Source organism: Mycobacterium sp. TH-M116, assembly GCF_057473685.1.
Window position 1 is genome coordinate 1 of record NZ_JBYCLC010000285.1, and the last position, 24,238, is coordinate 24,238.

The window sequence follows — 24,238 nt, forward strand, 5'->3', positions numbered from 1 at the left end:
TTTGTTGGTTACCTGCCGTCTTGCGGCCATGTCGATCTTGCCCTCCATATCGGGCAAGCCTTCCGCGCTACGCGCTCAAAATAGCTGAGGCACCACCGCCGGCTACGCGCTCAAAGTAGGTGAGGCACGCCGACTTGTGGCCCATTCGAGGATGTGTCGCTATAGTTGGGGTGTCTGCGGCACTAGCCGTAGAAAGTGAGCCCGAGACCCGGTCGGACGACCGCGGCGCTCGGGCCTCGCGTTTTCTGGTCTCATGGGTTCCTGACACTGCTGACCATCGGACCGATAAGATTCCGCCACCGCCCGCCTTTGGCCCAACACCAAGCTATCGCGTCGGGTATGCCTAACAGAAGTTCCTCGTGGCGCCGTCGATGGTCGTAACGCATGCTTTCTAGCCTGTCTACCTTTCTGACGGCTTGGAAGAGGAGTTGGCGATCCGAATGAACCAAGCTGTCATCCTGGTCGATGATCAGGAACGCGTCGTCTGGGGCTGTTGCCAAGTCATCGACGAGCAGACGTAAGCATGCCGCCCGGGCCTGCAACTGAGTTCTGTAACTGCGGCCGGCGTCGTACACGGTCGCTTCAACGCCTGCGCTAACGAACGCTTGAGCGATTGTTGTTCTCCGTCCGTCGCTCTCATCTGTCATATGGAGGCTGCGCTGACCCGGCAGCAACAGCTCCGTGACGACATGCCGCAATGCTCGAAGGTCATCGGGCACTAGGACCGCAGCGACCACGACGTAATCCCGACGCTTGCTTTCGTCGATGAAAACGTGTCGATCAGTCACTGCACATGCTCTATGCGTTTCGGCTCGACATGCTCCCCGCTTGGGACTAACTCCACCTCGCCCTCTTCTCATGCATCGTCATTGCGCAACCTTCTCATCCGTGGGACGTTGACGTCGCATAGCGTCCCACGGCACAATGGGTAAATGCAAGGAACGATACCCGGGCGTTTTCGTCCCACGCCATGGCCAGGTGGGACGATCCCGGTCCCCAAGGTGCACCGGACGCCGGCCAAGGTTTTGCAAGAGTTTCCCCTTGACGACTTGGTTATTGAGTACGACGTTGCAGGGCGCGAACAGTCATCGGTGGCGCTGCCCGACGACTTTGTGCTCCAAGAGGTGTTCGGGTTCGACGTCGATGACGCCGAGGCGCTCGCCGACTTTACGAGTCGGTGGGGATGGCTGACACACTTCGGTGATCAGCGCCTTAATAGCCTTCCTCCCGGCACATACTCCGGCCGTCACGGCGAGCAGCAACACCGTGAGTGGATCGAATTAGTTTCGGAAGAAGGGTATTCCGCTGATTTCATTGTTCCTGTCCGGCTCATCGCATTACACGTTCAGTTCCTACGTGCGATGGCCGCTCACTTGCACGTATACCTGTCGGGCGGCGACCTGGAGGCGTATCAGCAAGCCTGGGTGGCCCACGGCCACCCGGTTGAGCCATCTACGGAGGGCATGGCGTGGCTATGGTTCGACTCCGCGATCAACCAGGCGCTTACTCCGTACCACGTAAGCATCCAATCCGACCCTGAACTCTTTGGACTGCTGACGGGCGCAAAGGCAATGCCGACACTCTACGAAGCTTGCGCCCTGCAGCTTTACAACTACATCGTCGAAGGCGTCCCGTTCGGCAGCTGCGCCAACGAGTCATGCCGGAAGTTATTCACTAAGCAGCGCGGTAGGCCGGGGACCGTCGGGGAGTGGAACCGCACTGCGGGCGTGCGGTACTGCTCGCACCGGTGCGCGAAGGCCCAAAGCGAACGGGAGCGGCGGCGGAGGCAGCGGCAGGAAACCTCACGGCATGTTTGACGCGACTCGAAGAGTGCCAGGCGGGCACACCGAGACAACTAAGGACACCTCAATTCGACTTCCCAAGCTGAATACGCGGGTTCGATTCCCGTCATCGGCTCCACAAAACTGCAGTTCAGTGGCCGGTCGTTCACCGCTGAGCACAGAACCGGCGTCGCGCCTCCATCAAAGCCGAGTCGCAATTCGACCACGCCGGCGCGAATCGCGACACTCACGCGCCTCGTGCGATCAGCGCGACTGTACCAATCCGCCCGCCGGGCGCTCCTCGACGTTTTTGAGGATCAAGTCGCGCACCGCGCGACGCGGTCCGTACGGCCGCAGCATGGTGCTGGCCGGCCGCGGACGCACATGCTGCGGCCACCAGAACCAGCGCCCGAGCAGAGTGGCCAGCGACGGCGTCATGAACGACCGGACGATCAAGGTGTCGAACAACAGCCCCAGCGCGATCGTCGTACCCACCTGGGCCATCACCAGCAGCGGGCTGAACATGAACGTGGCCATGGTCGCGGCGAACACCAGACCGGCGGAGGTCACCACCGAGCCCGAACCGGCCATCGCGCGGATCGTCCCCGTTTTGAGTCCGGCGTGGATTTCCTCCTTGAACCGCGATATCAACAGCAGGTTGTAGTCCGAGCCGACCGCCAGCAGCAGGATGATCGCCATCGCCAGCACCATCCAGTGCAGCTTCATGCCCAAGATGTACTGCCAGAGGAGCACGGAGAGCCCGAAAGAGGCGCCCAGTGACAGCAACACTGTACCGACGATCACAAAGGCTGCCACGACGCTTCGGGTGATCACCAGCATGATGGTGAAAATCAGTGTGGCTGCGGCAATTCCGGCGATCATCAGGTCGATGTTGGAGCCGTCGTGCATGTCCTTGTACGTCGCGGCGGTGCCGCCGAGGTAGACCTTGGCGCCCTCCCAGGGCGTGCCCTTGATCGCCTCGTGCACGGCCTGTTTGATCGGTTCGATGTGGCTGATGCCCTCGGGGGTCGCCGGGTCGCCTTCATGGGAGATGATCAACCGGACGGCGTGCCCGTCCGGGGAGATGAACTGCTTGAGACCCCGCGCGAAATCCGGGCTCTTGAACGCCTCCGGGGGCAGGTAGAAGGTGTCGTCGTTCTTGGCCTTGTCGAAGGCATCGCCTTCGGCGGTGGCGTTGTCGGACTGCGCTCTGGCTTGTTCGTTGAGACCCATCGTGGTCGCGTAGTTCGACATGATGGTGTCCAGGTTGCGCTGCTGGCTCTCGATCTGCGGCGGGATCAGCGCAACCAGCTTCGGCTGAATCCGGTCCAGCTTGTCCAGGTTCGCGCTGAGGTTCACGATGTTCTGCGCCACCTGGTCGATGCCGTCGAGCGCGTTGAAGATCGATCGGATCGCCCAGCATGCCGGAACGTCGTAGCAGTGTCTCTCCCAGTAGAAGTAGCTGCGGATCGGCCGGAAGAAGTCGTCGAAGTTGGCGATGTCGTCGCGCAACGCCTCGGTGATCTGCACGGTTTCCCTGGTCAGCTTGGCTGTTTCGTGCGTCGTGTTGCTGAGGTCCTGGGTGACCCGCATCTGCTCGTGCAGGGTCGCCATCGTCTTGTGCAGCTCGTCCGCCTGCTTGAGCAAGTTGTTCGCCTGCTCGTCTTGATAGTGCTGGGTCTGGATCCGCCCTGCGGCTTGTGCGCTCATCTGGAAACCCAGCGTGCTGTGGTCGAGTGGCGTGCCCAACGGCCGGGTAATGGTCTGCACGCGGCCGATGCCGGGGATGTGGAAGACCGCCTTGGCGACCTTGTCGAGGACCAGGAAGTCGGCCGGGTTGCGCAGGTCGTGATCGGTCTCGATCATCAACAGCTCAGGATTGAGCCGAGCCTGGTCGAAGTGCCGGTCCGCGGCGGCATATCCGACATTGGCAGGGGTGTCCGCCGGCAGGAAGTGGCGTTGGTCGTAGTCCGTCTTGTAACCGGGCAGGGCGAGCAGACCAACCAATGCGACACCGATGGTCACCGCGAGAACCGGTGCGGGCCAGCGGACGACCGCCGTGCCGATCCGGCGCCAGCCCCGGGTCTGCAGCTTGCGCTTCGGATCCAGGAGCTTGAAGAACGACGCCACGGTCAGCACTGCGGGGCCCAGGGTCAACGCCGCGAGCACCGCTACCAACATGCCGACGGCGCACGGAGCGCCCAATGACTGGAAATACGGCAATCGGCAGAAGCTCAGGCAGTACATCGCGCCGGCGATGGTCAGGCCCGACCCGAGCACGACATGCGCGGTGCTGTGGAACATGGTGTAGAAGGCTTCTTCGCGAGTCTCCCCCAGACCGCGGGCCTCGTGGTAGCGGCCGACCACGAAAATCGCGTAGTCCGTTCCGGCGGCGATCGCCATCAACACCAACAGGTTGTTGGCGAACGTGGAGAGTCCGATGATCTCGTAGTTGCCCAGCAAGGCAACGACGCCCCGGGCCGCCAACAATTCGACGAAGACCATGAACAACACGGCCAGGACGGTGACGAGCGAGCGATAGACGAAGAGCAGCATGACAAAGATCACCAGGATCGTGACCATGGTGACTATTGCGACGCCTTTCTCGCCTGCGTGGGACTGGTCGGCAAACAACGGAGCCGCGCCGGTGACGTACGCCTTGATCCCCGGCGGGGCGGGCACCGAGTCGACGATCTTGCGGACGGCGTCGGAGGACTCAGCGGACAGGCCGCCACCCATGTTGCCGGCGAGGTAGACCTGGACGTAGGCGGCTTTCTGGTCGTGGCTCTGGGAACCCGCGGCGGTCAGCGGATCGCTCCAGAAATCCTGCACGTGCTGAACGTGCTTCTTGTCTTGCTCGAGACGCCTGACGATCTCGTCGTAATAGCGATGGGCTTCCGCTCCGAGCGGCTTGTCACCCTCCAGCAGGACCATCGCCGAGCTGTCGGAGTTGAACTCTTTGAACGTCGATCCGACGCGCATCATCGACTGGAAGGATGCCGCGTCCGTCGGACTCATCGACACCGAGTGGTTTTTGGCGACGACCTCGAGTTGCGGGGCCACGGTGTTGGTGACAAAGACGATGCCCAACCACACCAGGACGATCGGCAGCGCCAGCCGATGGATCATTCGCGGTAGGAACGGCGGAATCAGCGGCTGATCGACGCGCGGCGGAGCCTCGCTCGGCTCGATCATGCGGACTTGTCCAGGCAGTAGACGAAGGGGTTCACCGTTTCGTCGGAATCCGAGCGATTCGGGGCCTTGATGACGTCACCGTGACCGTCGTGGTTGTTCACGACGAATCGGCACGCGATCCAACTGCCGTCTCCTTGCGCGATCAGGTTTGCCGGGATGCCGGGCTGCGTTGAACTCAATACTTTGCTCCAGGGCAAGGGCACGTTCAGTGCCTGCTGCGGATGGGTGTTTTCGTCGAGGTAGTTGATGGTCGCCGTGCTGCCCGGTGAGCCCCAGACCTCGAGCGTGATCGTCTTGGCGTTGAACTGGTCGAGGACCTCGCCCGAGGTGCCACCACCGAACGAACCGCTGTGAACGCCGAAGATGCCGTGCAATCGGTATACGACGAATCCCGACACAGCAACGACGGCCGCGATCGTGAGCACCAACCAGAAACGACCCAAAATCCCCTGTTCCTTGGCGCGCTGCGGGCCGACCTCGTTGCCCTCCCTGCCGGCCGCGCCCTGCTTCTTCAGCGGTTCGGTCCTCGGCTCAGTCATCGTCATGGGCGCTTCAAGTCCTTCGTCACGGGCACAACATTAGTTAGCCTGTGTGCAACCTCTGAGATGACCCACGGGTCCTTGATCGGGTCGGCCATAGCAGTCCCCCTTCGACGGCCTTCCTTCATCCGGGCGTCGCTGCGGCGGCTGGTTTCCAACGCCCGCGGCGTGGCCTCCGGCCCCCTACCGGTTGCGGCGGAGGGTTGCGCGGTCGGCTGCGGCCCCGAGTGCTCGAAGAGTTCGGGACCGTCTTCACCGGTTGCAGTTCGCCAAATCACAGCGCTCCGGCCTCCTTCCTGAGTTCATGAGGATCCCGAGACGAGGCCGATGCAGGTGGCCGTCAGCAGGCGGGTGAGAGCGGTTGCGAAGTCCAGATTCCACTCGGGCGGAACCACTTCGGGCTCCTCGGCGTAGATGTCGGTCAGGTGCTTCGGCGGGTTCGCGACTTGCCACAGCGTCGCCGCCAGCGAGTAGGCGGCGAGCAGGATGTCCAGCGAGCCCGATCGTCCGAGTTCGGGCAGCGCGCATCCGATCGAATCGGCCAGCGAGAGTGTGGCCGCGGTACTGATCCGCCTGACCTCGACGACCCGCTCAGCGTCCACCTCGTGTTCCAGGTGCAGGTGCAGGTTGGCAAGCAGGTCGCAGAACAATGGGTCCTCGGCCAGGGCTTCGGCCAATGTCTCGGCGATGCGCGAGGGCGACTTCGCGCCGGGCTCGGCCAGCTTCTCCGACACGGTATTGGACCATCGCACCCAGCCCTCGGCGGACAGACGCAGCAGGACTTCCTTGTAGGAGGTGAAGTAGCGGCGCACCGCCGAATAGTGAATTCCGGCGCGGCTGGCGACCGCGGTCAGGGTGACCGACGCGACGCCCGTTTCCATTGCCAGCGAGCGTGCGGCTTCCACGAGGGCCTCCGCACGTTGGCGCTTCTCTTCCTCGGTGCGAGCGCGCTGGAATGTCAGTTGCGCCACCGGCCGAGCTTAACGCACGTGGTGTGATTTGCATAACGCACAAGGATTCTGGTTCACCCCAGTCGTCTCGGGGCCGCCCGATCATGGCGAAATCGCCGTGCACCCTCCCGATGTCATCGGCTCCACGGCTGAGCTGCGCCACCAACCCGGTCTACCCTCGCCCGGTCTACCCTCGCCCGGTCTACCCTCGAAGACGGACGACAAGCGACCCGAGAGTGACTGGGAAGGTGCGCAATGCTCGCAGCATTCGGATTCGACACCCTGGGCGTGGTCGTCGGGGACATGTTCTTCGTCGACCCGTCGCCGCTCGAGGGCCAGGAAACCCCGGAACGGGGAGTCAGGCTGGAACTGCGCCTCGTCGACCGCGGCGCGCCGCGGGGGTCCATCTACGCCGGCGTCCCGATCTCCTTCGATCGGCCGGTGTGGCGGGTGGACCTGTTCGGGTCCACCGAGAGCCCGCCGGGGACGCTGGACCGGGCGCACCACCACCCCCGCTTCAACGGGTGGGAACCCGGGCGCCGGAACTTCGTGCCCGAACTGTCGGCCGACCCGGTCTCCTGGCTGGCCGGTCAGCTGGCCGACCCGGCGGCCGTGCTGGCACGGGCCGGCGTCGACGCCGACGAGGTCACCGAGGCCGACAAGACCGCGCTGGCCGCGTCGGCCCCGGAGATCGTCGCCACGGTGAAGCGGATGCTCGAGCAGGTGGCGGACGGACAACTGGCCCCGGCCCCCGCCGAACCCGTCGCCGCGGCCCGCACCGGCTGGCTGTGACGCCGGCCCGGCCCGGGCGGTGAGCTACCCGCGACCGTTGCGGGCAGGGCCCTGCCGGTCGGGGACCCCGGTCCCGTCGCTTGACGCCCGCCCCCGCTCCTTCGCCTGATACATCGCGAGGTCTGCCTCGTGCAGGATTTCGGCGGCGTCACGCTGCTCGTCGGGCCGCACCGCGACAACCCCGATGCTGGCGCTGATGCAGCTGACATCTGGGATCCCGCCGCCGTCGCGCCCGGCGGCGACCGGTTCGCTCAGCGCGAGATGCAGCCGGCCGGCGACGAGGTCGGCCTCGGTGTGCTCGACAGGACCGGCCAGCAGCGCGACGAACTCGTCGCCGCCGACTCGTCCGACCAGATCGTCGGGGCCCAACGCCGCACGGAGGCGCTCGGCGGTGATTCGCAGCACGGCGTCGCCGGCGTGATGCCCGAGCGCGTCGTTGACCCGCTTGAATTTGTCGAGGTCGATGAACAGCACCGCGCCCAACCGGTGATCCCCGGCTTCCAGCGCGTCGGTGACCAGGTCCAGAATGTGGGCACGGTTGGGCAGCCCGGTCACGTGATCGTGTGTCGCCTGATGCGCGAGTCGCTGGTAGGTGGTGTGTTGCTTGGTGACGTCGGTGAACGACACCAGCACCGATGACCCGGTCGGATCCGCGGGATCGAGCAGCGACCAGTTTGCGGAGACCCAGACGCGCCGTCCGTCGTCCAATCGGTCCACACCACAAACCCGGCCCCGCTGCGGACTGGTTTTCAAGTTTTCGAGCACTTGAGGGCGATCGACGATGAGCAACTCGCCGTCGCTGTCGTAGATCGGCATCGGGTGTGACGTCACCAACTCGAGGGCGTCGACACCCGTCTCCCGCATGCCCATGATGCGCAGCGCCGCCGGGTTCACCGATTCGACGATTCCCTCGGCGGAGATGACGATGACGCCCTCCTCCAGGGAGGCCACGACGGTCTGGAAATGCTGTTCGGCGCGCTGCAACGCGGTCTGGTCCGGGGCGGCGCTGACCGCCTCGCCGGCCTTGGGTGCGGTCACGTCCCACACTGCGACCTGGTGGGCAGGCCTGCCCAGCCACTGGCAACGAACTGCCACCGCCTCCACCACGCGGGCCGTCCCGTCCAAGGGCAGAATGACCAGCTCCACCGGCGGCGAGATGTCCCCCTCACGTTGGCGGGCCGCGGTCCGAGAGAGCACCGTGGGAACCGATTGCGGGGCCACGAAGTCGATGATCCGGTGCCCCACCAGTTGGACGGCGGATTCCGCCGCCATCGTGTGCACCATGGTGTCGTTGGCATAGAGGCAGCGGCCTTCGGCGTGCACACAGATCGCGACGGCGCTGTCGTCGATCATCCGCCGTAAGTCCTGCTCGGCCTCAGCAGGCCCGCGAGCGGCGGCAGCTGTGGCCGCGCCCCGCAGCAGCTGGCCCACCTGATCGCGGACGGTCGTCAACCGGGCACGCTGCCGCTGCACGCGGCCCGCCGCATGTCGTTCGCCCGGCCGGACCGATGCCGACGTGGAGGGTTCAGCGACCACCGCGACACCTTCCTCGCCCGACTGCGGATCCGTTCACAACCTGGAGCGCTCGTTCCCCTGCTCTACCCCCGGTCCGGGTGCGCGCGCGGCTCCATTGTGCAGTTTGCCGGTTCGATCGGCAACGTGACGCCCGCGATGCATGACCGACGGGCTCGTCGTCAGTGGCATCGCGCGCACCACCCGGGAGTCTTCGATGCGATCAGCCAAAGACAAACCGGCACACGACGATAGCCCTGGGCCGACGACAACCGAAGATCGACACCGCGCACGCGTTGCCAGGACCGACCGCTCATTGGCTCCACCCGGACGGCCGCGGAGCTGCTAGAAAGTTCTGCGAGGAAGGGACCCGATGCCGCGTGTTCGCCGAATACCCCGATGCCCAGGGCTACGCCAGGCAATGGCTCGACAACGCCGAGCGGTGCGGCGTGCCCGCGGAGGTCGCCGCCGGCATCGCGTCCCACGTCCCACCCGCCGGCTTTGGGCTCCTCGAGGCAATGGACGAGATCCGCGACCCCCAGGGCAAGTCGTTCTTCCTGGTCCCGCAGTCCACCGGCGGCGACGACGCCCGCCACGCGGTGCTGCTGACCTACATCCTCAATGCGGGCACCGGCTACGGCGCGCCGGGCGGTCAGCCCGCAGACTTCCCCGAAACGCCGTACAGCGCTGCGGAGGTATGGCGAATCCGTCATCGGCAGAGCCGCAACGACTGGAGCTACACCCGCGACGTCGGGTTCGTGCACCGAAACGGGGGTCGCCTGGTCACCACCCCCAACGGCATGCTGATGGGCTTGGGCGGCAACTGGATCCAGCGCCAGTTCAGCCGGCAGGGCGGCACCACCTGGGGCGACATCTTCATGGTCAACGCGGGCCGGATCACCGACCCCGCCGAGCGGTTGCGCCGCGTCATCCGGTCGCCCCGCAGCAACCCCGACCTGGACCGGGTGCTGCACCACGAGGAGATCCACTCCCAGCAATGGGCGGGGAAGGGCTACCAGGGCATGATTTTCGACTACGGCCGAGAACTACTGCGCGAGTTGGTTTTTGGAGCGACAAATCGGCTCGAGGCGGATGCGGGCCTCTCCGACGGTGGCTACAGGTCGTGAACTCCGTTGTGCAGCAACATCAGCCCGATCACGACGAGGACCGCCGCGAGCAGTGCGGCATTGTTCTCGTCCATCCACGTTTTCAGCCGTGCCAACGTGTCGTCGAGGCGGCGGCCGGCGACGGCGTAGGCCAGGATCGGGATCGCGACCGTCGAGGCGGCGACGACGACGAAGCACGCGGCGGCGATCCAGTCACCGATCAGAGCCAGTCCGCTGGTGCCGATGGCCAGTCCGGCCGACACGCACAGCAGGCCGGACGCCGCCACCGACAGCGCGGTCAGCGCGGCCAGGCCAACCAGCCAGCCGGCGAGGAAGGCGAGGCCGCTCGGCCGCCGCCGCGGGGCCTGCAGGACCAGGACCGCCGGAATGACCGTGATCGGCGAGAGCGCGATGACCAGTCCCAGCGGCACCAGTGCGGTCAGCACCGAACCCCAACTGCCTGCCATGGGCAGGCATCCTGCCACAGCCGACTACCGCAGAGCGTGAATTCCGTTGTAAACCACCATGAAACCGATCAGCACCAGGATCACCGCCATCATCGCGCCGTGGTTTTCCTCCATCCAGGCCTTGAGCCGCTCCAGCGTGCCGTCGAGGCGGTCACCGGCGCCAACGTAGGCCAGGATGGGCACCGCCACTGTCGACGCGGAGATGACGACGAAGAGCGCGGCGGCGGTGAACCCGCCCGCGACGCCCAGGGTGCTGCTGCCGATGGCCAGGCCGGCCGCCGCACACAGGATCAGGACCTCGGGCCGTATCACCACGAGCAGCGCCCCGGTCATGGCCGCGCGCGGCGGGGTCAGCTTGGAGAACGAGCGCATCCAGGCGGGCATGCCACCGTGGCGGTTGCGGGTCACCCAGCGGTAGACACCGAAGAGGACCAGCGCCGACCCCAGCACCACGCGCAGCCAGGACGCCCAGGCCGGCGGCGACGTGCGCAGGTTGCCGAGCAGGTCCGAGCTCGCGACGAACGCCGCGGTGACGGCCGCCAGGCCCAGCACCCAGCCGCTGAGGAAGGCGAGGCCGACGGGTCGTGGCCGGGAAGCGTGCAGGACCAGGACCGCCGGAATGACCGTGATGGGGGAGATTGCGATGACCAGCGCCAGCGCGATGAGCGCGGTCAGTACGGAGCCCGAACTTTGTGCCACGGGCAGCAATCATCGCATTGGCGCTCCGGCTGGGCAGCACGGACACCGGAGCCCCGTTGGCCGGCGACGGACGGATCGTGTTCTGCAGGCAGCCGCCGGACTGGCCGAACGCGTGCCGCCTACCCCACCGGGGGACCAAGCGAAGCCTCTGGGGCGCAGCGGCTCGCACGGGAACAGCGCAGTCAGGTCCACGAGCACCGCAACGGGCGGCCGCACCGCCCGAAACGGTCCGCTGACCGGTTGCCCGGCGCACCCGGTCGAACCGAGCTGGCCCATCTGTCGATCATGAGTTCGAATACGCGGGGCGGCGTCGCGCGCATGGCACCATAGCGGTGATGCTCATCCGCGCCCGGCTGTGGCCGCTACCGGCGGCGCTGGATCCGCTGATGATCGGGGCACTGGCGGCGACGGTCAGCCTGATCGGGGCCGGCCGCCCGTCCTTCTGGTACGACGAGGCGGCGACGATCTCGGCCGCCTACAGTCGCTCGCTGCCCCAGTTGTGGCGGATGCTGGGCAACGTCGACGCCGTGCACGGCCTGTACTACCTGCTGATGCACGGCTGGTTCGCGGTCTTTGCACCCACGGAGTTCTGGGCCCGCGCGCCAAGCGGTTTGGCCGTCGGCGGCGCCGCGGCCGGGGTGGTAGTGCTCGGCAAACAGCTCTCGTCACGCACCGCCGCGGTGGCCTCCGGCGTGTTCTGCGCGATCCTGCCCCGCTCGACCTGGGCAGGAATCGAAGCCCGACCCTACGCCGTTTCCATGATGGCCGCGGTCTGGCTGACGGTGTTGCTGCTGTACGCCATCCGGCGTGACGACACGCGGGTCTGGTCATTTTACGCTGTTGCACAAGCGGTTTCGATCGTTCTCGACGTGTACCTGGCGCTGCTGGTGCTGGCGCACGCGGCTTTCGTCATCGCGTTCCTGCGCAGGCGGAGCGTTCTGGTGCGGTTCACCGTCGCCTCGGTGCTGACAGGCTGTGCGGTGACGCCGTTTCTGGCGCTGGCCGCCGGGCAGGTGCACCAGATCAGCTGGATCGCACGGATCGGGCGCCGGACATTCGAAGACGTGGCGGTGCAGCAGTACTTCGAGAGAAACCCGCGGTTCGCAGTGCTGGCGGGCCTGCTCGTCGCGGCCGCGATCGTCGTCCGGCTGTGCACGCCGGGGCCGGCGGATCGGCGGTTGCCGACGCTGGCGGTCGCCTGGCTGGTGATACCGACCGCCGCGATCGTGGTCTGGTCGGCGCTGGTTCACCCGGTCTACACGCCGCGCTATCTGTCGTTCACCGCACCGGCGATGGCGCTGGTGCTGGGCACCGGCGCCGCGGCAGTGGCCGTCAACCCGCGGCGCACGGCGGTCCTGGTCGGATTGTTCGCCATGGTCGCTGCGCCGAATTACATTTCGGTGCAACGCAACCCGTACGCAAAATACGGTATGGACTACAGTCAGGTGGCCAACGTGATCGCCGCGCGCGCAGCACCGGGCGATTGCCTGCTCGTCAACGACACGGTGACGTTCATGCCCGCCCCGATGCGCCCGTTGATGGCGGCGCGCCCCGATGCGTACCGCAAGCTGGTCGACCTCACCCTGTGGCAACGGGCTACCGACCGCGCCGACGTCTTCGACACCAACCTGATACCCGAGGTCGTCGCCATACCCCTGAGCCGTTGCGGCGTCGTATGGATCATCACCCAGGCCGACGAGTCGCGGCCCGCTCACGAGCAGGGCCCCGCACTGCCACCAGGTCAGAGCTACGGGGCGACCCCCGCCTTCGCGGTGCCCGACGAACTGGGCTTCCGACTCGTCGAGCGCTGGCAGTTCAGCCTGGTCCAGGTGATCAAAGCGCGACGGTGACGCTCACCAGATGCGGAGGTAGTCGATGAGCATGGTGCACGGGAACCTGCCCATCGCCGGGTCCCCACCGCCGACCCCGCCGACTGCAAGCGTGTACACGGGAGTCATCCAGTAGCCGGGATCGTTGAACGGCCAGCGTTTGTCGTCCGGGTTGCCGTGCACCGGAATCGGTTTGTTGGGAACGCTGAAATAGGGCTTGGCGCCGTCGACGTAGTCGCGCCAGAACTGAAATCCGTTTTCGCCCCAGTGCATTCGCCACGTGTGCCACGCGCCGTCGACCAACCCGGGAATCGACCTGCCCTCCCAGGTCTTCCCGTTGGACGCCGCGTGGACCGTGGTGCCTGCCGGCCAGCTGCCGTTGCCGTACCACTCGAAGATGTCGACCTCGCCGTCGGGCAGCGGGTCCTCGTTGACAGCCCAGAACGAGGGCCACAGACCAGGGAACAGGCAGTCCAGCTTGACCCTTGATTCCCAGGTCTGGTTGATCATACTGCGGAAGTTGCCGCGCAGTTTGCCGGTGTAATACGTGCCGAAGTCGTTGGCGGCGCACAGGACGAGGTTGGAATTGCCGTCGAGGAAAACGTTTTGGCGGTCGTCCCGGTAGATGCCTTCGACCGGCGGGAACACGTCGTCCTGCCAGGTCTGCACCGTCCACTTGGCCGGATCCGGTGCCGAGCCCGCCGGGCCGTCGAATTCGTCCTGGAATATGTAGGGCCCGCCCGCGGATTGGGCGGGCGCCGAAGGAGGCAGCGGGTGCGCCTCTGCCTCCGGCAGACGGACCGAGGCGGCGGCCGCGGCCGCAAGCATGCCGATCCCAGTCGTCAACATGCTGCGACGATCCATTCCTAGACACCACCCATCCGCGAGCCGGAAACGCCATCCTGCGACATTCCCCCGAAAGCAACGCTGCAAACCGTGTTATGAAACCACGCGGCGGGGGCGCGCTGCATCTCGCCCCGCCGCGTCACGGCGCGTCCGCCGACGGCCCGAAGGGGCGGGCACGGCATCGCGGGCGCCCGGGGCGAAGGCCGGGGCCCTACCGAGACGTGGGTTCGCTCAGCTTGACCAGCGTCTTGCCGATGTTGACCCCGGTGAACAGCCCGTTGAGGGCATCGACGCACGACTCGATGCCCTCGAAGAGGGTCTCCCGGTGCCGCAGCAGCCCGTCGGCCTCCCACCGGCGCAACGCGGCGAACGCCTCGTCGAAGCGCCCCCACTGGTCCAGGGCGTTGAAGCCCTGCATCAGCGCCGTCTTGGACAACAGGTTGACGTAGTTCGCCGGACCGGGGTGCTCGCCGCTCAGGTAACTGGAGATGACACCGCACAGCACCACGCGCGCGCGGGCGGCCAGCCGGCCGAGCACCGCGTCGAGGATGGGCCCCCCGACATTGTCGAAGTAGACGTCGACCCGTCGCGGGCAGTGCTCCTTGAGCGCCGCGGCCAGGTCGTCGTTCTTGTAGTCGATGCATGCATCGAAGCCGAAGTCCTCGACCACCGCCTTGCACTTGTCCGGCCCGCCCGCGATGCCCACCACCCGGGCGCCCGCGATCTTGGCGATCTGCCCGGCTACCGACCCGGTGGCGCCGGCGGCCGCCGAGACCACCACCGTCTCCCCGGGCTGCGGGCGACCGATGTCGGTCATCCCGAAGTAGGCGGTGGCACCGGTCGGCCCGTACACCGACATGATCGCGAGCTGGTCGTCCTCGCCGGGGATGGGGGTGCTGAACATGTCGTCGCGGATGATCGCGTACTCGGAGAAGCCGGTCAGCGTGGTGACGACGTCGCCGACGGCGAAGGCGGCACACCGCGACGTCACGACCTCGCCGATGCCGGCCGCCCGGATCACCTCGCCCAGCTGCACCGGCGGCAGGTAGCTGGGCTGGTCGTCCAGCCAGGTGCGGGCGGCGGCGTCGATGCCGACGTAGGTGGTACGGATCAGCGCCTCCCCCTCGGCCGGCTCGGACGCCGGCGTGGTCACCAGCTCGGTGTCGACGGGCCGGACCAGCCCGGTCGGGCGGCGGCGCAACACGATCTGACGGTTTTGCAAGTCGGGCACGAAGCAGAAACTACAGGCCCGGACCGTCTGCGGGAACGTCGTGGGGCCGAGGAATCCGAATCGCCGTCGAGAGCGCGCGCCGCGATGCGAGGGCACCTTGCAGGAGGTGGTGCCGCCGCGATGCGCTCAGTAACCCGGCCCCAGGAACGGGTTCTGCCCGGCGCCGGGGTACTGGGGGGCCTGGTTCTGGGGGACCTGGTTCGCCGGCACCGGCACCGGGATCGGCACCGGCAGCAGCGGGAGGCGGATCCACTCCGTCGTCATCGGCACCGTCGTCGTGGTCGGCGTCTCCGACGTGGGCGGTGGCGGCGGTGTCGTCGTGGGCGTCTCGGTCGGGCTGGGCGGCGGCGCAGTCGTCGTCGCGGCCGGCGGTTGGGTCCGTCGCGGCGGCGGGGGAGGCGTGGTCACGACCACGGGTGGGGGTGGCGTGGTCACGACCACGGGTGGCGGCGGCGTGGTCACGACCACGGGTGGCGGCGGCGGTGGGGGTGGGGACGGGGGCGGGGGTGGGGGCGGGGACGCACTGGGCACCGGCGGCGGGGGGACGGCCGTGGGCACCACGCTGGGCAGCGGCACCGGGCGGGGCGCCACGCTGGGCGCAGGCGGTGCCTGGCGGTTCTCGATACCCGTCAGCGTGTAGGCCACCCCACCGATCGCCGTCATTGCCACCATCGCACAGGCGCCGATGATCAACTGGGACAACCGCACCCGCCGCCGCGGCCGCGTGATGGGCTCGTCGAGCATGTTGAGGCGCATCGACCAGCCCGCGGGGCCGTCCTCGTCGTAGGCCTCGGGCGTGTACGGCAACCGCACGTCGCCCGGGTAGTCGGTTTGCGACCAGGCCAATTCGCGGTCCGTCATGGCCTCATCGTCGATCACCAGAACGTCGCCGCACCCCAGATCGACGACTTCGCAGGCATCCGCCGCGGCAGCGAGCAGGCCAACGGAGGTGCGCGTGCGAAAGTCGAGTTCCGCACCGCGAGACGCCAGCATCAACGCACCGCACGCCGCCGCGAAGGCGGGCTGCGAGGGCGACACGACCGGCCTGTGGGAGTGCACCGAAAGACGTTCCGTGACAAGCGGAATGCTTGCTGCGCCACCGATGGTCACCACCGCCGAAAGGTCCGCCCAGCTCCTGTTGTTGCGAACCAGCATGTCGTCGAGCGCATAGATCAACCCCGTCAGGCGATCCTGTATGAGGTCGCCCAGCTCCTCGCGTGTCAGCCGCATGGTGCACCGGCGTCCGCCGAGCTCGGCAGCGATCTCGGTCACCGTCTCGGTGGACAGTGTCTCCTTGGCCGCGCGGCACTGCTCCCGGAGCCGACCCAGCTGACCCACCGCGGTGGCGCTGGCCGGGTCCACACCGCTGCCGTGCCCGAGTTCCTCGAAGACCTGCAGCAACAACGCCCGGTCGATCTCGTCACCGGAGAACTCCGGGAAACGCATGGTGGGACTGACCGGCTCGAACTCATCGCCGAGGTTCATCAGCGTGGCTGAGGTACCACTGGCGCCGAAGTCGAGCAATCCGACCACCCCGGTTGCCCCGAAACATAATTCGGCGTTCGCCGCGGTCAACGCCGCGACGGCGTCGGACACCACGCGCGGCGCCATGCCGCTTCGGACGAAGCCCACATGGGTCCGCAGGCCGTTGCGCAGCGCCTGCACGGTCGCCGGTTTCCAATGTGAAGGAACGGCGATCGAGATCTCCGACGACGACGCGTCTGCACCGGCGGCCAGCACCATCGCGTCCAGCGCCTCGACCATGAGCAGGTCCGGATCGTGCGCCGAGCCGTCCGCGGACACCAGCGCCACCGAGTCACCGATGCGCTCGACGAAGCCGCTCATCAGCACGCCGGCCTCGCTCAGTGGCGGAGCCTCGACGGGCAGACCGATTTTCGGCGCGCAGTGCGGATACAGCGTCAGCACGGCACGCCGCGAAAGCGGCGGGCTTCCGTTACACGCGGCGACCAGGTTCGTGGTCCCGATCGACAACCCGACTGGGTCGTACATAAAGCGAACACCTTCGGCTGCAGGGGTCGATGGCCAGCGCTAACCCTAGCCGTAGACACGCCCAAAGACGATGGCTTGCAACGTCATTGGTATACGTGCGATGCCATTGTGTCACCGAAGTGGTACCGCAGACCCCTTGACAAGTCCGCCCGGTCGGGGTTCACACCACGGTGAGGGGCAGCGAGCGCCTCGGCTGGAACTCGAACGTCGATCCGCCGCTGACCTTGGCCACCGAGACCTCCGGCAGCTCGTCGGCGGGGGTGTCGCCGGCAACGAACTCCGCCGTCCACTCGGTGACCGTGCCGCTCACCCGGACCCGCAGCCGCGGATCGATGGCGGTGGCGATCGCCTGCAGCGGCTGCACGGACTCCGGTGAACACAGCGCGATCCAGGCGCGGTCGTCATGGGCCGGCGACGGCCGCACCGAAAGCCCGTTTCCCCGTGTCTGCGCCAGCACGTAGCCGGCGGGGTTGAGCAGGGGATGCAGCTCGAGCACCCGCAGGGTTCCTTCGGCACCGCCGGGGAGTGGCAGCGCACGGTGAATACGCTCGGCGGCCAGCCCGGCGATGCCGACCAGGCCGCGGGTGCACACGTCGACCGCCTGGGCATCGTCGCTCGCCCGTGCACGCACCGCGAGGGCGAAGGACAGGTACAGCAGGTGCATCTGCACGCACACCTCGTCGGCGATGCGCACCAGCGCCGAGTGCGAGAAGGCGCCGAAGTCCAGGTCGGCCAGCACCGGCCCCGTGTAGTCGGCCAGCCCCTCGTCGGCGGGATCGATCGCCGCCAATTCCCAGGTGGCGGCGTTGGTCTGGCGAACAACGTCCAGGGCCGGGATGGCCCGCGCCTCGGGATGAGAGTCATCGATGACGACGGTCCACGCGCAGTGCGGATGCCGGTCCGCCGGCTGCCGCGGCGGCCGATGGACAGGCCGGACCTGCGCGCGCGGGTTGGTCGCCACCGCGGTGGCGTCGAACGTCGGGTCCTCGATCGTGTGGCACATACCGAACACGTACTTCTCGCCCATCGGCTCCACGTCGAGCAGCGCACCGCAGTGGTCGAGGTGGAATTCGCCGTGCCAGCGGTCGTGGATCGTGTAGCGGAAGTCCATGAACTGCGGCGGGGCCCCGATGTCGAGCTGCAGACCCTTGAAGATGGTGGGCACGTCGTTGCCCTCGTAGCCCAGCGCCCGCTGCATGCGCCTGGTGTAGAGGGGGCTGGCACCCGCCCACTCCTCGATCGCGATCTGCACCATTTCGTCGCGGCCGAAGGCGTTGATGCACCAGGCCATGCCGGAACGGTCGATCAGCTGCCCGATCAGCAGCAGTTCGGGAACCAGGACGGCCAGTTCCTGACGGGACAGCTGCGCGTACCGGGAGCGATGCACCGCCCAAAAATAGACTCGACTATGTTATAAAGTCAACAATGTCGGTTTCCCCAGGTCAGAAGTCAGGCCGCTCGGCGAATCCCACGCGGCGCACCAGCGCACCGCGCAAGCGCGGCGACGATACCCGGGCGAGGATCATCGACGAGACGGTCCGCTGCATCGTCGAGGAGGGTTTCGCCGCGGCGACAGCCAAGCACGTGGCCGAACGTGCGGGCGTGACGTGGGGGGTCATCCAATACCACTTCGGGGACCGCAACGGCCTGCTGATGGCCGTCGTCGACGACGGGGTCGCCAGACTGATCGACAGCCTGTCGTCGGCCGACGTCAGCGACCTGCCGCTGAACGAGCGCATCGAAGTCGTCGTCGACACGGCCTGGACCTGCTACAGCAGCCCCACCTCGACGGCGGCCCTGGAGATTCTTCGGGCCACCCGTGGCGGCCCGGACGCGGCGTCGCGGCACCACCTGCTCGAGATGAACTCCGCGATCGCTCAGCTCGGCCGGCTGATCACCGACGACCCCGCCGACGACGGCGTGGCCGAGGTGATCTGGGCGGCGCTACGGGGTGTGGTCCTGGTGCAGATGATCATCGGCGCACCGGTCGACTGGCGCGCCGAGCGGCGCGCGCTGGTCGACATGGTGACGCATTACCTGCAACGCTCGGGCGGTGGTGCATCCGATGTGCTGGAATGACCTGATGATCCCCCAAGAGTTCGCCGACATCGAAGCCGTCAAGCAGGTCAAATACCGCTATCTGCGTGCGCTGGACACCAAGCGCTGGGACGACTTCGCCGACACCCTGGCCGACGACGTGATCGGCGACTACGGGTCGTCGGTCGGCGAGGAGCACCACTTCACCAACCGCGTCGACCTGGTGAACTACATGCGCAAATCCCTTGGGCCGGCGGTGATCACCGAGCACCGGGTGACCCATCCCGAGATCACCGTGTCCGGCGACGAGGCGTCGGGCACCTGGTACCTGCAGGACCGGGTCATCGTGGCCGACTTCAACTTCATGCTTATCGGTGCGGCTTTCTACCACGACACCTACCGGCGCACCGACGAAGGCTGGAAGATCAGCGCCACCGGCTACGAGCGCACCTACGAGGCGACGATGTCGTTGGCGGGCTTGGACTTCAAGCTCGCCCCCGGTCGCGCCCTGGACTGATCACAGGGCCGGACCGATCACAGGGCCAGACCGATCACAGGGCCGGACCGATCACAGGGGCTGCGGCGCTACTTGCCGATCGCGATCACCGCGCCGGGCCGCAGCCAGCGGATGACCTGCACCAGTGTCGCGTCGTCGATCGCCACGCAGCCCGCGGTGGGGCCGCCGTCGGTGGTGTGGAAGAAGAACGCCGCCCCGCCGCCGGGAGTCTTGTTCTTGTTGACGCCCATGACGACGGCGTGCTTGTACTGCGGGATGTTCAGGTTCTCGCTCTCGGCTGTGCTGAACGGGCACTGCGACTTCTGGCAGACCTGCATCGAGTTGAAGGTGGGGCTGTGGTCGTCGCCGCTCCACCAGTAATTGGGTCCGACGACCTGCGTGTACGGCAGTCCCCCACCGGGATTCGGCGCGGTACCGAAGGCCGAGTCCAAGGTGTAGACGCCCATCGGAGTGGCCGGCACGCCGCTTTTGGCCTGCGGCGCCATCCCCGCCGAACCGACGTGGGTTCCGATCCCGGTCCGCAGCGGCTGCCATCCGGCGGTGGTGCGCTGATAGATGTCCATCTGCGCCGTCGAACCTCCGGTGCTCACCACCGACACCACCTGGGTGGCATTGCCGACCGCTTTCGCGAACCAGGGGTCGGCGGCGGCACCACCGCTCGGGGCGAGCCACAGCGACCCGAACACCGCGCACGCTGCAGCACACAGCAAAGCCAACAGGCGCATGCCACCCATCGTCGGGGCACGCAAACCGCGTCGTCAAGTAAAAGTTGAGCCCCGTTTGGATCACGGTCGCGTGATCCGGGCGCCGCGAGTCCGTCCCCGGCCGCACGGGTCATACTGGCGTCATGGCGGTGTTCATCCGGAAGTTGTTCGGCACCGGCGAGCTGTTCGACGACGGGTTCCGCGGCGCACAGTCACGGCACCACGAACCGGCCGTTCCGGCCGAATGCATTGTCCGGGCCGGTGGCGTCACCTGCAGCCCATGACCGACGGGGCGTTCAGCGCGCACGAACGGAGGGCGGTGTACCGGGTGATCTCGGAGCGGCGGGACATGCGCCGCTTCACCCGCGGCGGCGTGGTGCCCGAAGAAGTGCTGGTGCGTTTGCTGCAGGCCGCCCACGCCGCGCCCAGCGTCGGGCTGATGCAGCCCTGGCGCTTCGTCCGCATCACCGACGACTCCCTGCGGCGCCGCATCCATGCGCTCGTCGACGAGGAGCGCACGCTGACCGCCGCCGCCCTGGGCGAGCGGGGTGGGGAATTCCTCGAGCTGAAGGTCGAGGGCATCCTCGACTGCGCCGAATTGTTCGTCGTGGCGCTGTGCGAGGACCGGGAACGACACGTGTTCGGCCGCCGGACCCTGCCGCAGATGGACCTTGCTTCGGTGGCCTGCGCCATCCAGAACCTGTGGTTGGCCGCCCGGTCCGAAGGCCTCGGCCTGGGGTGGGTGTCCCTGTTCGATCCGCAACGGTTGGCGGACCTCCTGACAATGCCCGCCGGGGCCGAGCCGGTTGCCATCCTTTGCCTGGGCCCGGTGCCGGAGTTCCCCGATCGGCCCGCCCTGGAACTGGACGGCTGGGCCTTCGCGCGACCGTTGTCGGAGTTCGTCAGCGAGAATCACTGGGATCGGCTGGCCGCCGACTCACCGAAAACCCACTGAGCGAATCCGTTTCGGCGGTTTGCCGACGCAGGCCGCAGGCTCGGTGCCGGGCAGGGGGTATCGTCGCCGACGGAACGCAACCAGAAGGGGCGGCACACACGTGGCGGACGGGCAGCGCGACAACGTCCTGATCGTGCACTGTCACGATCTCGGACGCCAACTGGGCGCTTACGGACACCGCGACGTCTCCAGCCCACGACTGGACCGGCTTGCCGCCGAAGGCATCCTTTTCACCCGGGCCCATGCCACCGCGCCGCAGTGCTCGCCGTCGCGAGGTTCGCTGTTCACGGGTCGCTACCCGCAGACGAACGGACTCGCGGGCCTGGCCCACCACGGCTGGGAGTACCGGTCCGGGGTCCGCACACTTCCGCAGATCCTGGCCGGATTCGGCTGGCGCTCAGCACTGTTCGGCATGCAGCACGAAACTTCGCACCCGCGACGGCTGGGCTTCGACGAGGTCGACGTGTCGGACCCCTACTGCGACCACGTGGTGGAACGGGCCGGGCAATGGCTACGACACCAGGCCGAAAGCGCTGCGGCCCAACCCTTCCTACTGACCGCTGGCTTTTTCGAAGCGCACCGCCCCTACCCGGCCGACCGCTACCCGCCAGCCGACCCGGATACCGTGGACCCGCCCGGCTACCTGCCCGACACCCCCGAGGTCCGCGGCGACGTCGCCGCCTTCCATGGGGCCATCGCCGTGGCCGACGCCGCGGCCGGACGACTGCTGGACGACTTGGCTGAGACCGGCCTCGACGAGCGCACCTGGGTGGTGTTCTTCACCGACCACGGCCCCGCCTTCCCTCGGGCGAAATCGACGCTCTACGACGCCGGAACCGGCATCGCGATGATCGTGCGCCCACCCACCGTGCGCGCCACGGGTCCCCGCGTCTACGACGAACTGTTCAGCGGCGTCGACCTGGTGCCGACGCTGCTGGGCCTGCTGGGTCTCGACGTTCCCGACGACGTCGACGGCCTGTCACACGCGGCGGCCTTGCTCGCGCCGGACCCGCCCACTACACCGGTCCGGGACCATGTGTTCACCAGCAAGACCTATCACGACTCGTTCGACCCGATCCGCGCGATCCGCACCAAGGACCACAGCTACATCGAGAACTACGCGCCCCGGCCACTGGTCGACCTGCCGCTGGACATCAAGGAGAGCCCGTCGGGAGCGGCGTTCGCGGCGTTCGTTGCGGGTGCGCGTCCCGAGCGCGAACTCTATGACCTGCGCAGCGACCCCGCCGAGACCACCGACCTGCTGTCCGGCGACTTTGGCGAAGTCGAGACCATCGCAGCCGAATTGGCGCTGCGACTCAACGATTGGCGCCAGCAGACCGGAGACGTGATCCCCTCCGACTTCGCCGGAAGACTCGTGATGATGCGCAGGCTCGAGGCGTCCCGACAGCGATGTCCGCTCCCGCCACCTCGTATCTGATCGTGGCCACCCAGCGCACCGGCAGCACCATGCTGATGGAGTCGCTGCGCGCGACGGGGTGCGCCGGGGACCCGCACGAGTTCTTCCAGTACCTACCCGGCACCGGCAGGGCACCGCAGCCGCGCGAGTGGTTTGCCGGCGTCACCGACGAGTCGATCCTGCAACTGCTCGATCCACTGGTCCCCGGTGTCCCCGACGTCACGCCGCCGGTCGCCTGGCGTGAAAACATCCGAAGATCCGGTCGCACTCCCAACGGTGTCTGGGGCGGCAAGCTGATGTGGAACCAGGCCGAACAATTGCTCCGGCGCGCAGCGCTGCTGCCGGACCGCTCCGGTGACGGCCTGCGCTCGGCGATCCGTGATGTGATCGGAAGCGAGCCCGTGTACGTGCACCTGCACCGGCCCGACGTGGTGTCGCAGGCGGTCTCCTTCTGGCGCGCCGCGCAGACCCAGGTGTGGCAGGGCCGTGCAGACCCCGAGCGCGACGCGCGCGCTGTCTATCACGCCGGCGCCGTCGCCCACGTGATAGGAATCCTGCGCGAACAGCAGAACGGCTGGCGCACGTGGTTTGCCGAAGAGAATATCGAGTACATCGACTTCGCGTATCCGATGCTGTGGCGCAACCTGACATCCGTTGTCGGCGACATCCTGGAGGCACTGGGGCAGGATCGGCGGCATGCGCACGCGCCGATCACCGAACGCCAGGCCGACGTGCGATCCGACGAGTGGGTCGACCGCTACCGGGGTGAGGCGCCCCGGCTGGGCCTACCCACCTGAGCGGCGCGCGGCCCCGACCTCGGCGACGATGAACACCCGGCGGAACGGGAAGACGGTGATGCCGTCGGCCCGGGCCGGATAGGCGTCGTCCAGCAGCGGTATCAGTTCCCGGCGGAAGTGCTCCCAGTCCTGGTCGCCGAGCCGCTCGCGCACCGGGACCAGCACGGTGCCGGTGATCCACTCCAGCACCGGATGCTCACCGGTGAGCTGGTGCAGGTAGGTGGTCTCCCATACGTCGACCTCGCAGCCGGCATCCAGCAGCAGGTTCGCGTAGTGCGTCGGCGGCTGGACCACAGCTCCGACACGAAACGGAATGTCGCGCAACACCTTTGCGTACGGCTCACGTCGCGCCAACGTCCGCACCACCGCATGCGACGGCGACTCGAAGTTGCCGGGCATCTGGACGCCGATCCAGGATCCAGGCGCCAGTTCCGTGACCCAGCGCATCATCAGATCGGCGTGCTCGGGCACCCAGTGCAGGGCGGCGTTGCTGATCACCACATCGGTGTCGGGCCGGGGTCTCCAGTCGCGCAGATCACCGACGGTGGCGTCGATGCCGCGTTCACGCGCCGCGGTGACCATCTCCGGCGAGCTGTCGATCGCCTCGATCACCGCGGCCGGCCAGCGTCTGGCCAGATGGGCCGTCAGGCTTCCCGGTCCGCACCCGAGATCGACCACACGGCGTGCGCGTTCGGGCCCGACCCGGGCGAGCAGGTCGTAGAACGGGCGGCCGCGGTGGTCGGCGAAAGCCAGGTAGACGTCGGGATCCCACATACCGGTCCTCCTGAGTCTCGCTCGTCGGCCTTCGGCAAACCGTATTACCGTACGCCGTTTCCGCGCGTCCCCGGAGGGGG

22 protein-coding genes are annotated in these 24,238 nt (G+C 67.3%); 10 read left to right on the forward strand and 12 right to left on the reverse strand.

Annotation, left to right across the window (positions count from 1 at the left end; translation table 11 throughout):
* The first annotated feature begins 932 nt into the window (after positions 1–932).
* On the forward strand, positions 933–1,817 hold the full coding sequence (locus tag AC2VOK_RS14135; protein ID WP_428901044.1) for a hypothetical protein: 885 nt from the start codon (positions 933–935) through the stop codon (positions 1,815–1,817).
* A 228-nt stretch (positions 1,818–2,045) separates the two neighbouring features.
* On the opposite strand, the gene AC2VOK_RS14140 is transcribed toward AC2VOK_RS14135, so the two are convergent.
* The 3 genes from AC2VOK_RS14140 to AC2VOK_RS14150 all read right to left on the reverse strand — a co-directional run bounded on the left by AC2VOK_RS14140 (position 2,046) and on the right by AC2VOK_RS14150 (position 6,486).
* Positions 2,046–4,976, reverse strand: coding sequence for an MMPL/RND family transporter (locus AC2VOK_RS14140; RefSeq protein ID WP_428901045.1), 2,931 nt, complete (start codon positions 4,974–4,976; stop codon positions 2,046–2,048).
* On the reverse strand, positions 4,973–5,521 hold the full coding sequence (locus AC2VOK_RS14145) for an MmpS family transport accessory protein (protein ID WP_428901046.1): 549 nt from the start codon (positions 5,519–5,521) through the stop codon (positions 4,973–4,975). The genes AC2VOK_RS14140 and AC2VOK_RS14145 overlap by 4 nt, the downstream gene beginning before the upstream one ends.
* Before the next feature lie 296 nt (positions 5,522–5,817).
* Complete coding sequence (locus tag AC2VOK_RS14150) at positions 5,818–6,486, reverse strand: TetR/AcrR family transcriptional regulator (protein WP_428901047.1); 669 nt, start codon at positions 6,484–6,486, stop codon at positions 5,818–5,820.
* A 234-nt stretch (positions 6,487–6,720) separates the two neighbouring features.
* Between AC2VOK_RS14150 and AC2VOK_RS14155 the strand changes: the two genes are divergently transcribed.
* On the forward strand, positions 6,721–7,257 hold the full coding sequence (locus AC2VOK_RS14155) for a hypothetical protein (protein WP_428901048.1): 537 nt from the start codon (positions 6,721–6,723) through the stop codon (positions 7,255–7,257).
* A 24-nt stretch (positions 7,258–7,281) separates the two neighbouring features.
* Here AC2VOK_RS14155 and AC2VOK_RS14160 read toward each other — a convergent pair whose 3' ends face one another.
* The gene (locus AC2VOK_RS14160; RefSeq protein WP_428901049.1) at positions 7,282–8,793 is read right to left on the reverse strand and encodes a diguanylate cyclase domain-containing protein; all 1,512 of its coding nucleotides are present in this window, start codon (positions 8,791–8,793) and stop codon (positions 7,282–7,284) included.
* A gap of 356 nt (positions 8,794–9,149) precedes the next feature.
* On the opposite strand from AC2VOK_RS14160, the gene AC2VOK_RS14165 reads away from it, so the two are divergent.
* Positions 9,150–9,896 carry a hypothetical protein gene (locus AC2VOK_RS14165; protein ID WP_428901050.1) on the forward strand — a complete coding sequence of 249 codons (747 nt, stop codon included), beginning with the start codon at positions 9,150–9,152 and terminating at the stop codon, positions 9,894–9,896.
* Here the strand turns inward: AC2VOK_RS14165 and AC2VOK_RS14170 are convergent.
* Positions 9,884–10,342 (reverse strand): GAP family protein, encoded by a 459-nt coding sequence (locus AC2VOK_RS14170; RefSeq protein ID WP_428901051.1) that lies wholly within the window; start codon positions 10,340–10,342, stop codon positions 9,884–9,886. The two genes, AC2VOK_RS14165 and AC2VOK_RS14170, sit on opposite strands and share 13 nt — an antisense overlap.
* 24 nt (positions 10,343–10,366) lie before the next feature.
* The gene (locus AC2VOK_RS14175) at positions 10,367–11,041 is read right to left on the reverse strand and encodes a GAP family protein (RefSeq protein WP_428901052.1); all 675 of its coding nucleotides are present in this window, start codon (positions 11,039–11,041) and stop codon (positions 10,367–10,369) included.
* 335 nt (positions 11,042–11,376) lie between these two features.
* Here AC2VOK_RS14175 and AC2VOK_RS14180 point away from each other — a divergent pair, with 335 nt between their 5' ends.
* Positions 11,377–12,891 carry a glycosyltransferase family 39 protein gene (locus tag AC2VOK_RS14180; protein WP_428901053.1) on the forward strand — a complete coding sequence of 505 codons (1,515 nt, stop codon included), beginning with the start codon at positions 11,377–11,379 and terminating at the stop codon, positions 12,889–12,891.
* Positions 12,892–12,894: 3 nt separating this feature from the next.
* Here AC2VOK_RS14180 and AC2VOK_RS14185 read toward each other — a convergent pair whose 3' ends face one another.
* The 4 genes from AC2VOK_RS14185 to AC2VOK_RS14200 form a co-directional block, all read right to left on the reverse strand.
* Positions 12,895–13,734 (reverse strand): glycoside hydrolase family 16 protein, encoded by an 840-nt coding sequence (locus tag AC2VOK_RS14185; protein WP_428901054.1) that lies wholly within the window; start codon positions 13,732–13,734, stop codon positions 12,895–12,897.
* A gap of 193 nt (positions 13,735–13,927) precedes the next feature.
* On the reverse strand, positions 13,928–14,947 hold the full coding sequence (locus AC2VOK_RS14190; RefSeq protein WP_428901055.1) for an NADP-dependent oxidoreductase: 1,020 nt from the start codon (positions 14,945–14,947) through the stop codon (positions 13,928–13,930).
* 126 nt (positions 14,948–15,073) lie between these two features.
* Positions 15,074–16,957, reverse strand: coding sequence for an Hsp70 family protein (locus AC2VOK_RS14195; RefSeq protein ID WP_428901056.1), 1,884 nt, complete (start codon positions 16,955–16,957; stop codon positions 15,074–15,076).
* Between the two features lie 160 nt (positions 16,958–17,117).
* Positions 17,118–18,344 (reverse strand): hypothetical protein, encoded by a 1,227-nt coding sequence (locus AC2VOK_RS14200; RefSeq protein ID WP_428901057.1) that lies wholly within the window; start codon positions 18,342–18,344, stop codon positions 17,118–17,120.
* 38 nt (positions 18,345–18,382) lie between these two features.
* On the opposite strand from AC2VOK_RS14200, the gene AC2VOK_RS14205 reads away from it, so the two are divergent.
* Both AC2VOK_RS14205 and AC2VOK_RS14210 read left to right on the forward strand, forming a co-directional pair.
* Complete coding sequence (locus AC2VOK_RS14205) at positions 18,383–19,036, forward strand: TetR/AcrR family transcriptional regulator (protein WP_428901058.1); 654 nt, start codon at positions 18,383–18,385, stop codon at positions 19,034–19,036.
* Positions 19,023–19,511 carry a nuclear transport factor 2 family protein gene (locus tag AC2VOK_RS14210; protein ID WP_428901059.1) on the forward strand — a complete coding sequence of 163 codons (489 nt, stop codon included), beginning with the start codon at positions 19,023–19,025 and terminating at the stop codon, positions 19,509–19,511. The genes AC2VOK_RS14205 and AC2VOK_RS14210 overlap by 14 nt, the downstream gene beginning before the upstream one ends.
* A 68-nt stretch (positions 19,512–19,579) precedes the next feature.
* Here the strand turns inward: AC2VOK_RS14210 and AC2VOK_RS14215 are convergent, their stop codons facing one another.
* Positions 19,580–20,245 carry a L,D-transpeptidase family protein gene (locus AC2VOK_RS14215; RefSeq protein WP_428901060.1) on the reverse strand — a complete coding sequence of 222 codons (666 nt, stop codon included), beginning with the start codon at positions 20,243–20,245 and terminating at the stop codon, positions 19,580–19,582.
* A 113-nt stretch (positions 20,246–20,358) separates the two neighbouring features.
* Here AC2VOK_RS14215 and AC2VOK_RS14220 point away from each other — a divergent pair, with 113 nt between their 5' ends.
* The 4 genes from AC2VOK_RS14220 to stf0 all read left to right on the forward strand — a co-directional run bounded on the left by AC2VOK_RS14220 (position 20,359) and on the right by stf0 (position 23,384).
* Positions 20,359–20,499, forward strand: a complete 141-nt coding sequence (locus AC2VOK_RS14220; protein WP_428901061.1) for a hypothetical protein — start codon at positions 20,359–20,361, stop codon at positions 20,497–20,499.
* Entirely contained in the window at positions 20,496–21,170 is a 675-nt protein-coding gene (gene bluB / locus AC2VOK_RS14225; protein ID WP_421528465.1) for a 5,6-dimethylbenzimidazole synthase, read from the forward strand. The genes AC2VOK_RS14220 and bluB overlap by 4 nt, the downstream gene beginning before the upstream one ends.
* A gap of 100 nt (positions 21,171–21,270) precedes the next feature.
* Positions 21,271–22,608 carry a sulfatase family protein gene (locus tag AC2VOK_RS14230; RefSeq protein ID WP_428901062.1) on the forward strand — a complete coding sequence of 446 codons (1,338 nt, stop codon included), beginning with the start codon at positions 21,271–21,273 and terminating at the stop codon, positions 22,606–22,608.
* Positions 22,581–23,384, forward strand: coding sequence for a trehalose 2-sulfotransferase (gene stf0, locus AC2VOK_RS14235; protein WP_428901063.1), 804 nt, complete (start codon positions 22,581–22,583; stop codon positions 23,382–23,384). The genes AC2VOK_RS14230 and stf0 overlap by 28 nt, the downstream gene beginning before the upstream one ends.
* Here the strand turns inward: stf0 and AC2VOK_RS14240 are convergent.
* Positions 23,373–24,158: a trans-aconitate 2-methyltransferase gene (locus AC2VOK_RS14240; RefSeq protein ID WP_428901064.1), complete on the reverse strand. Its 786-nt coding sequence runs from the start codon at positions 24,156–24,158 to the stop codon at positions 23,373–23,375. The genes stf0 and AC2VOK_RS14240 overlap by 12 nt on opposite strands.
* Between the last annotated feature and the right edge of the window lie 80 nt (positions 24,159–24,238).

What these genes read in the sequence shown, in the direction of transcription:
- AC2VOK_RS14135 (WP_428901044.1), top strand. Translation starts at nt 933, where the DNA reads ATGCAAGGAACGATACCCGGGCGTTTTCGTCCCACGCCATGGCCAGGT.
- AC2VOK_RS14140 (WP_428901045.1), bottom strand. Translation starts at nt 4,976, where the DNA reads ATGATCGAGCCGAGCGAGGCTCCGCCGCGCGTCGATCAGCCGCTGATT.
- AC2VOK_RS14145 (WP_428901046.1), bottom strand. Translation starts at nt 5,521, where the DNA reads ATGACGATGACTGAGCCGAGGACCGAACCGCTGAAGAAGCAGGGCGCG.
- AC2VOK_RS14155 (WP_428901048.1), top strand. Translation starts at nt 6,721, where the DNA reads ATGCTCGCAGCATTCGGATTCGACACCCTGGGCGTGGTCGTCGGGGAC.
- AC2VOK_RS14170 (WP_428901051.1), bottom strand. Translation starts at nt 10,342, where the DNA reads ATGGCAGGCAGTTGGGGTTCGGTGCTGACCGCACTGGTGCCGCTGGGA.
- AC2VOK_RS14180 (WP_428901053.1), top strand. Translation starts at nt 11,377, where the DNA reads ATGCTCATCCGCGCCCGGCTGTGGCCGCTACCGGCGGCGCTGGATCCG.
- AC2VOK_RS14185 (WP_428901054.1), bottom strand. Translation starts at nt 13,734, where the DNA reads ATGGATCGTCGCAGCATGTTGACGACTGGGATCGGCATGCTTGCGGCC.
- AC2VOK_RS14195 (WP_428901056.1), bottom strand. Translation starts at nt 16,957, where the DNA reads ATGTACGACCCAGTCGGGTTGTCGATCGGGACCACGAACCTGGTCGCC.
- AC2VOK_RS14205 (WP_428901058.1), top strand. Translation starts at nt 18,383, where the DNA reads ATGTCGGTTTCCCCAGGTCAGAAGTCAGGCCGCTCGGCGAATCCCACG.
- AC2VOK_RS14210 (WP_428901059.1), top strand. Translation starts at nt 19,023, where the DNA reads ATGTGCTGGAATGACCTGATGATCCCCCAAGAGTTCGCCGACATCGAA.
- AC2VOK_RS14215 (WP_428901060.1), bottom strand. Translation starts at nt 20,245, where the DNA reads ATGGGTGGCATGCGCCTGTTGGCTTTGCTGTGTGCTGCAGCGTGCGCG.
- AC2VOK_RS14220 (WP_428901061.1), top strand. Translation starts at nt 20,359, where the DNA reads ATGGCGGTGTTCATCCGGAAGTTGTTCGGCACCGGCGAGCTGTTCGAC.
- bluB (WP_421528465.1), top strand. Translation starts at nt 20,496, where the DNA reads ATGACCGACGGGGCGTTCAGCGCGCACGAACGGAGGGCGGTGTACCGG.
- stf0 (WP_428901063.1), top strand. Translation starts at nt 22,581, where the DNA reads ATGTCCGCTCCCGCCACCTCGTATCTGATCGTGGCCACCCAGCGCACC.
- AC2VOK_RS14240 (WP_428901064.1), bottom strand. Translation starts at nt 24,158, where the DNA reads ATGTGGGATCCCGACGTCTACCTGGCTTTCGCCGACCACCGCGGCCGC.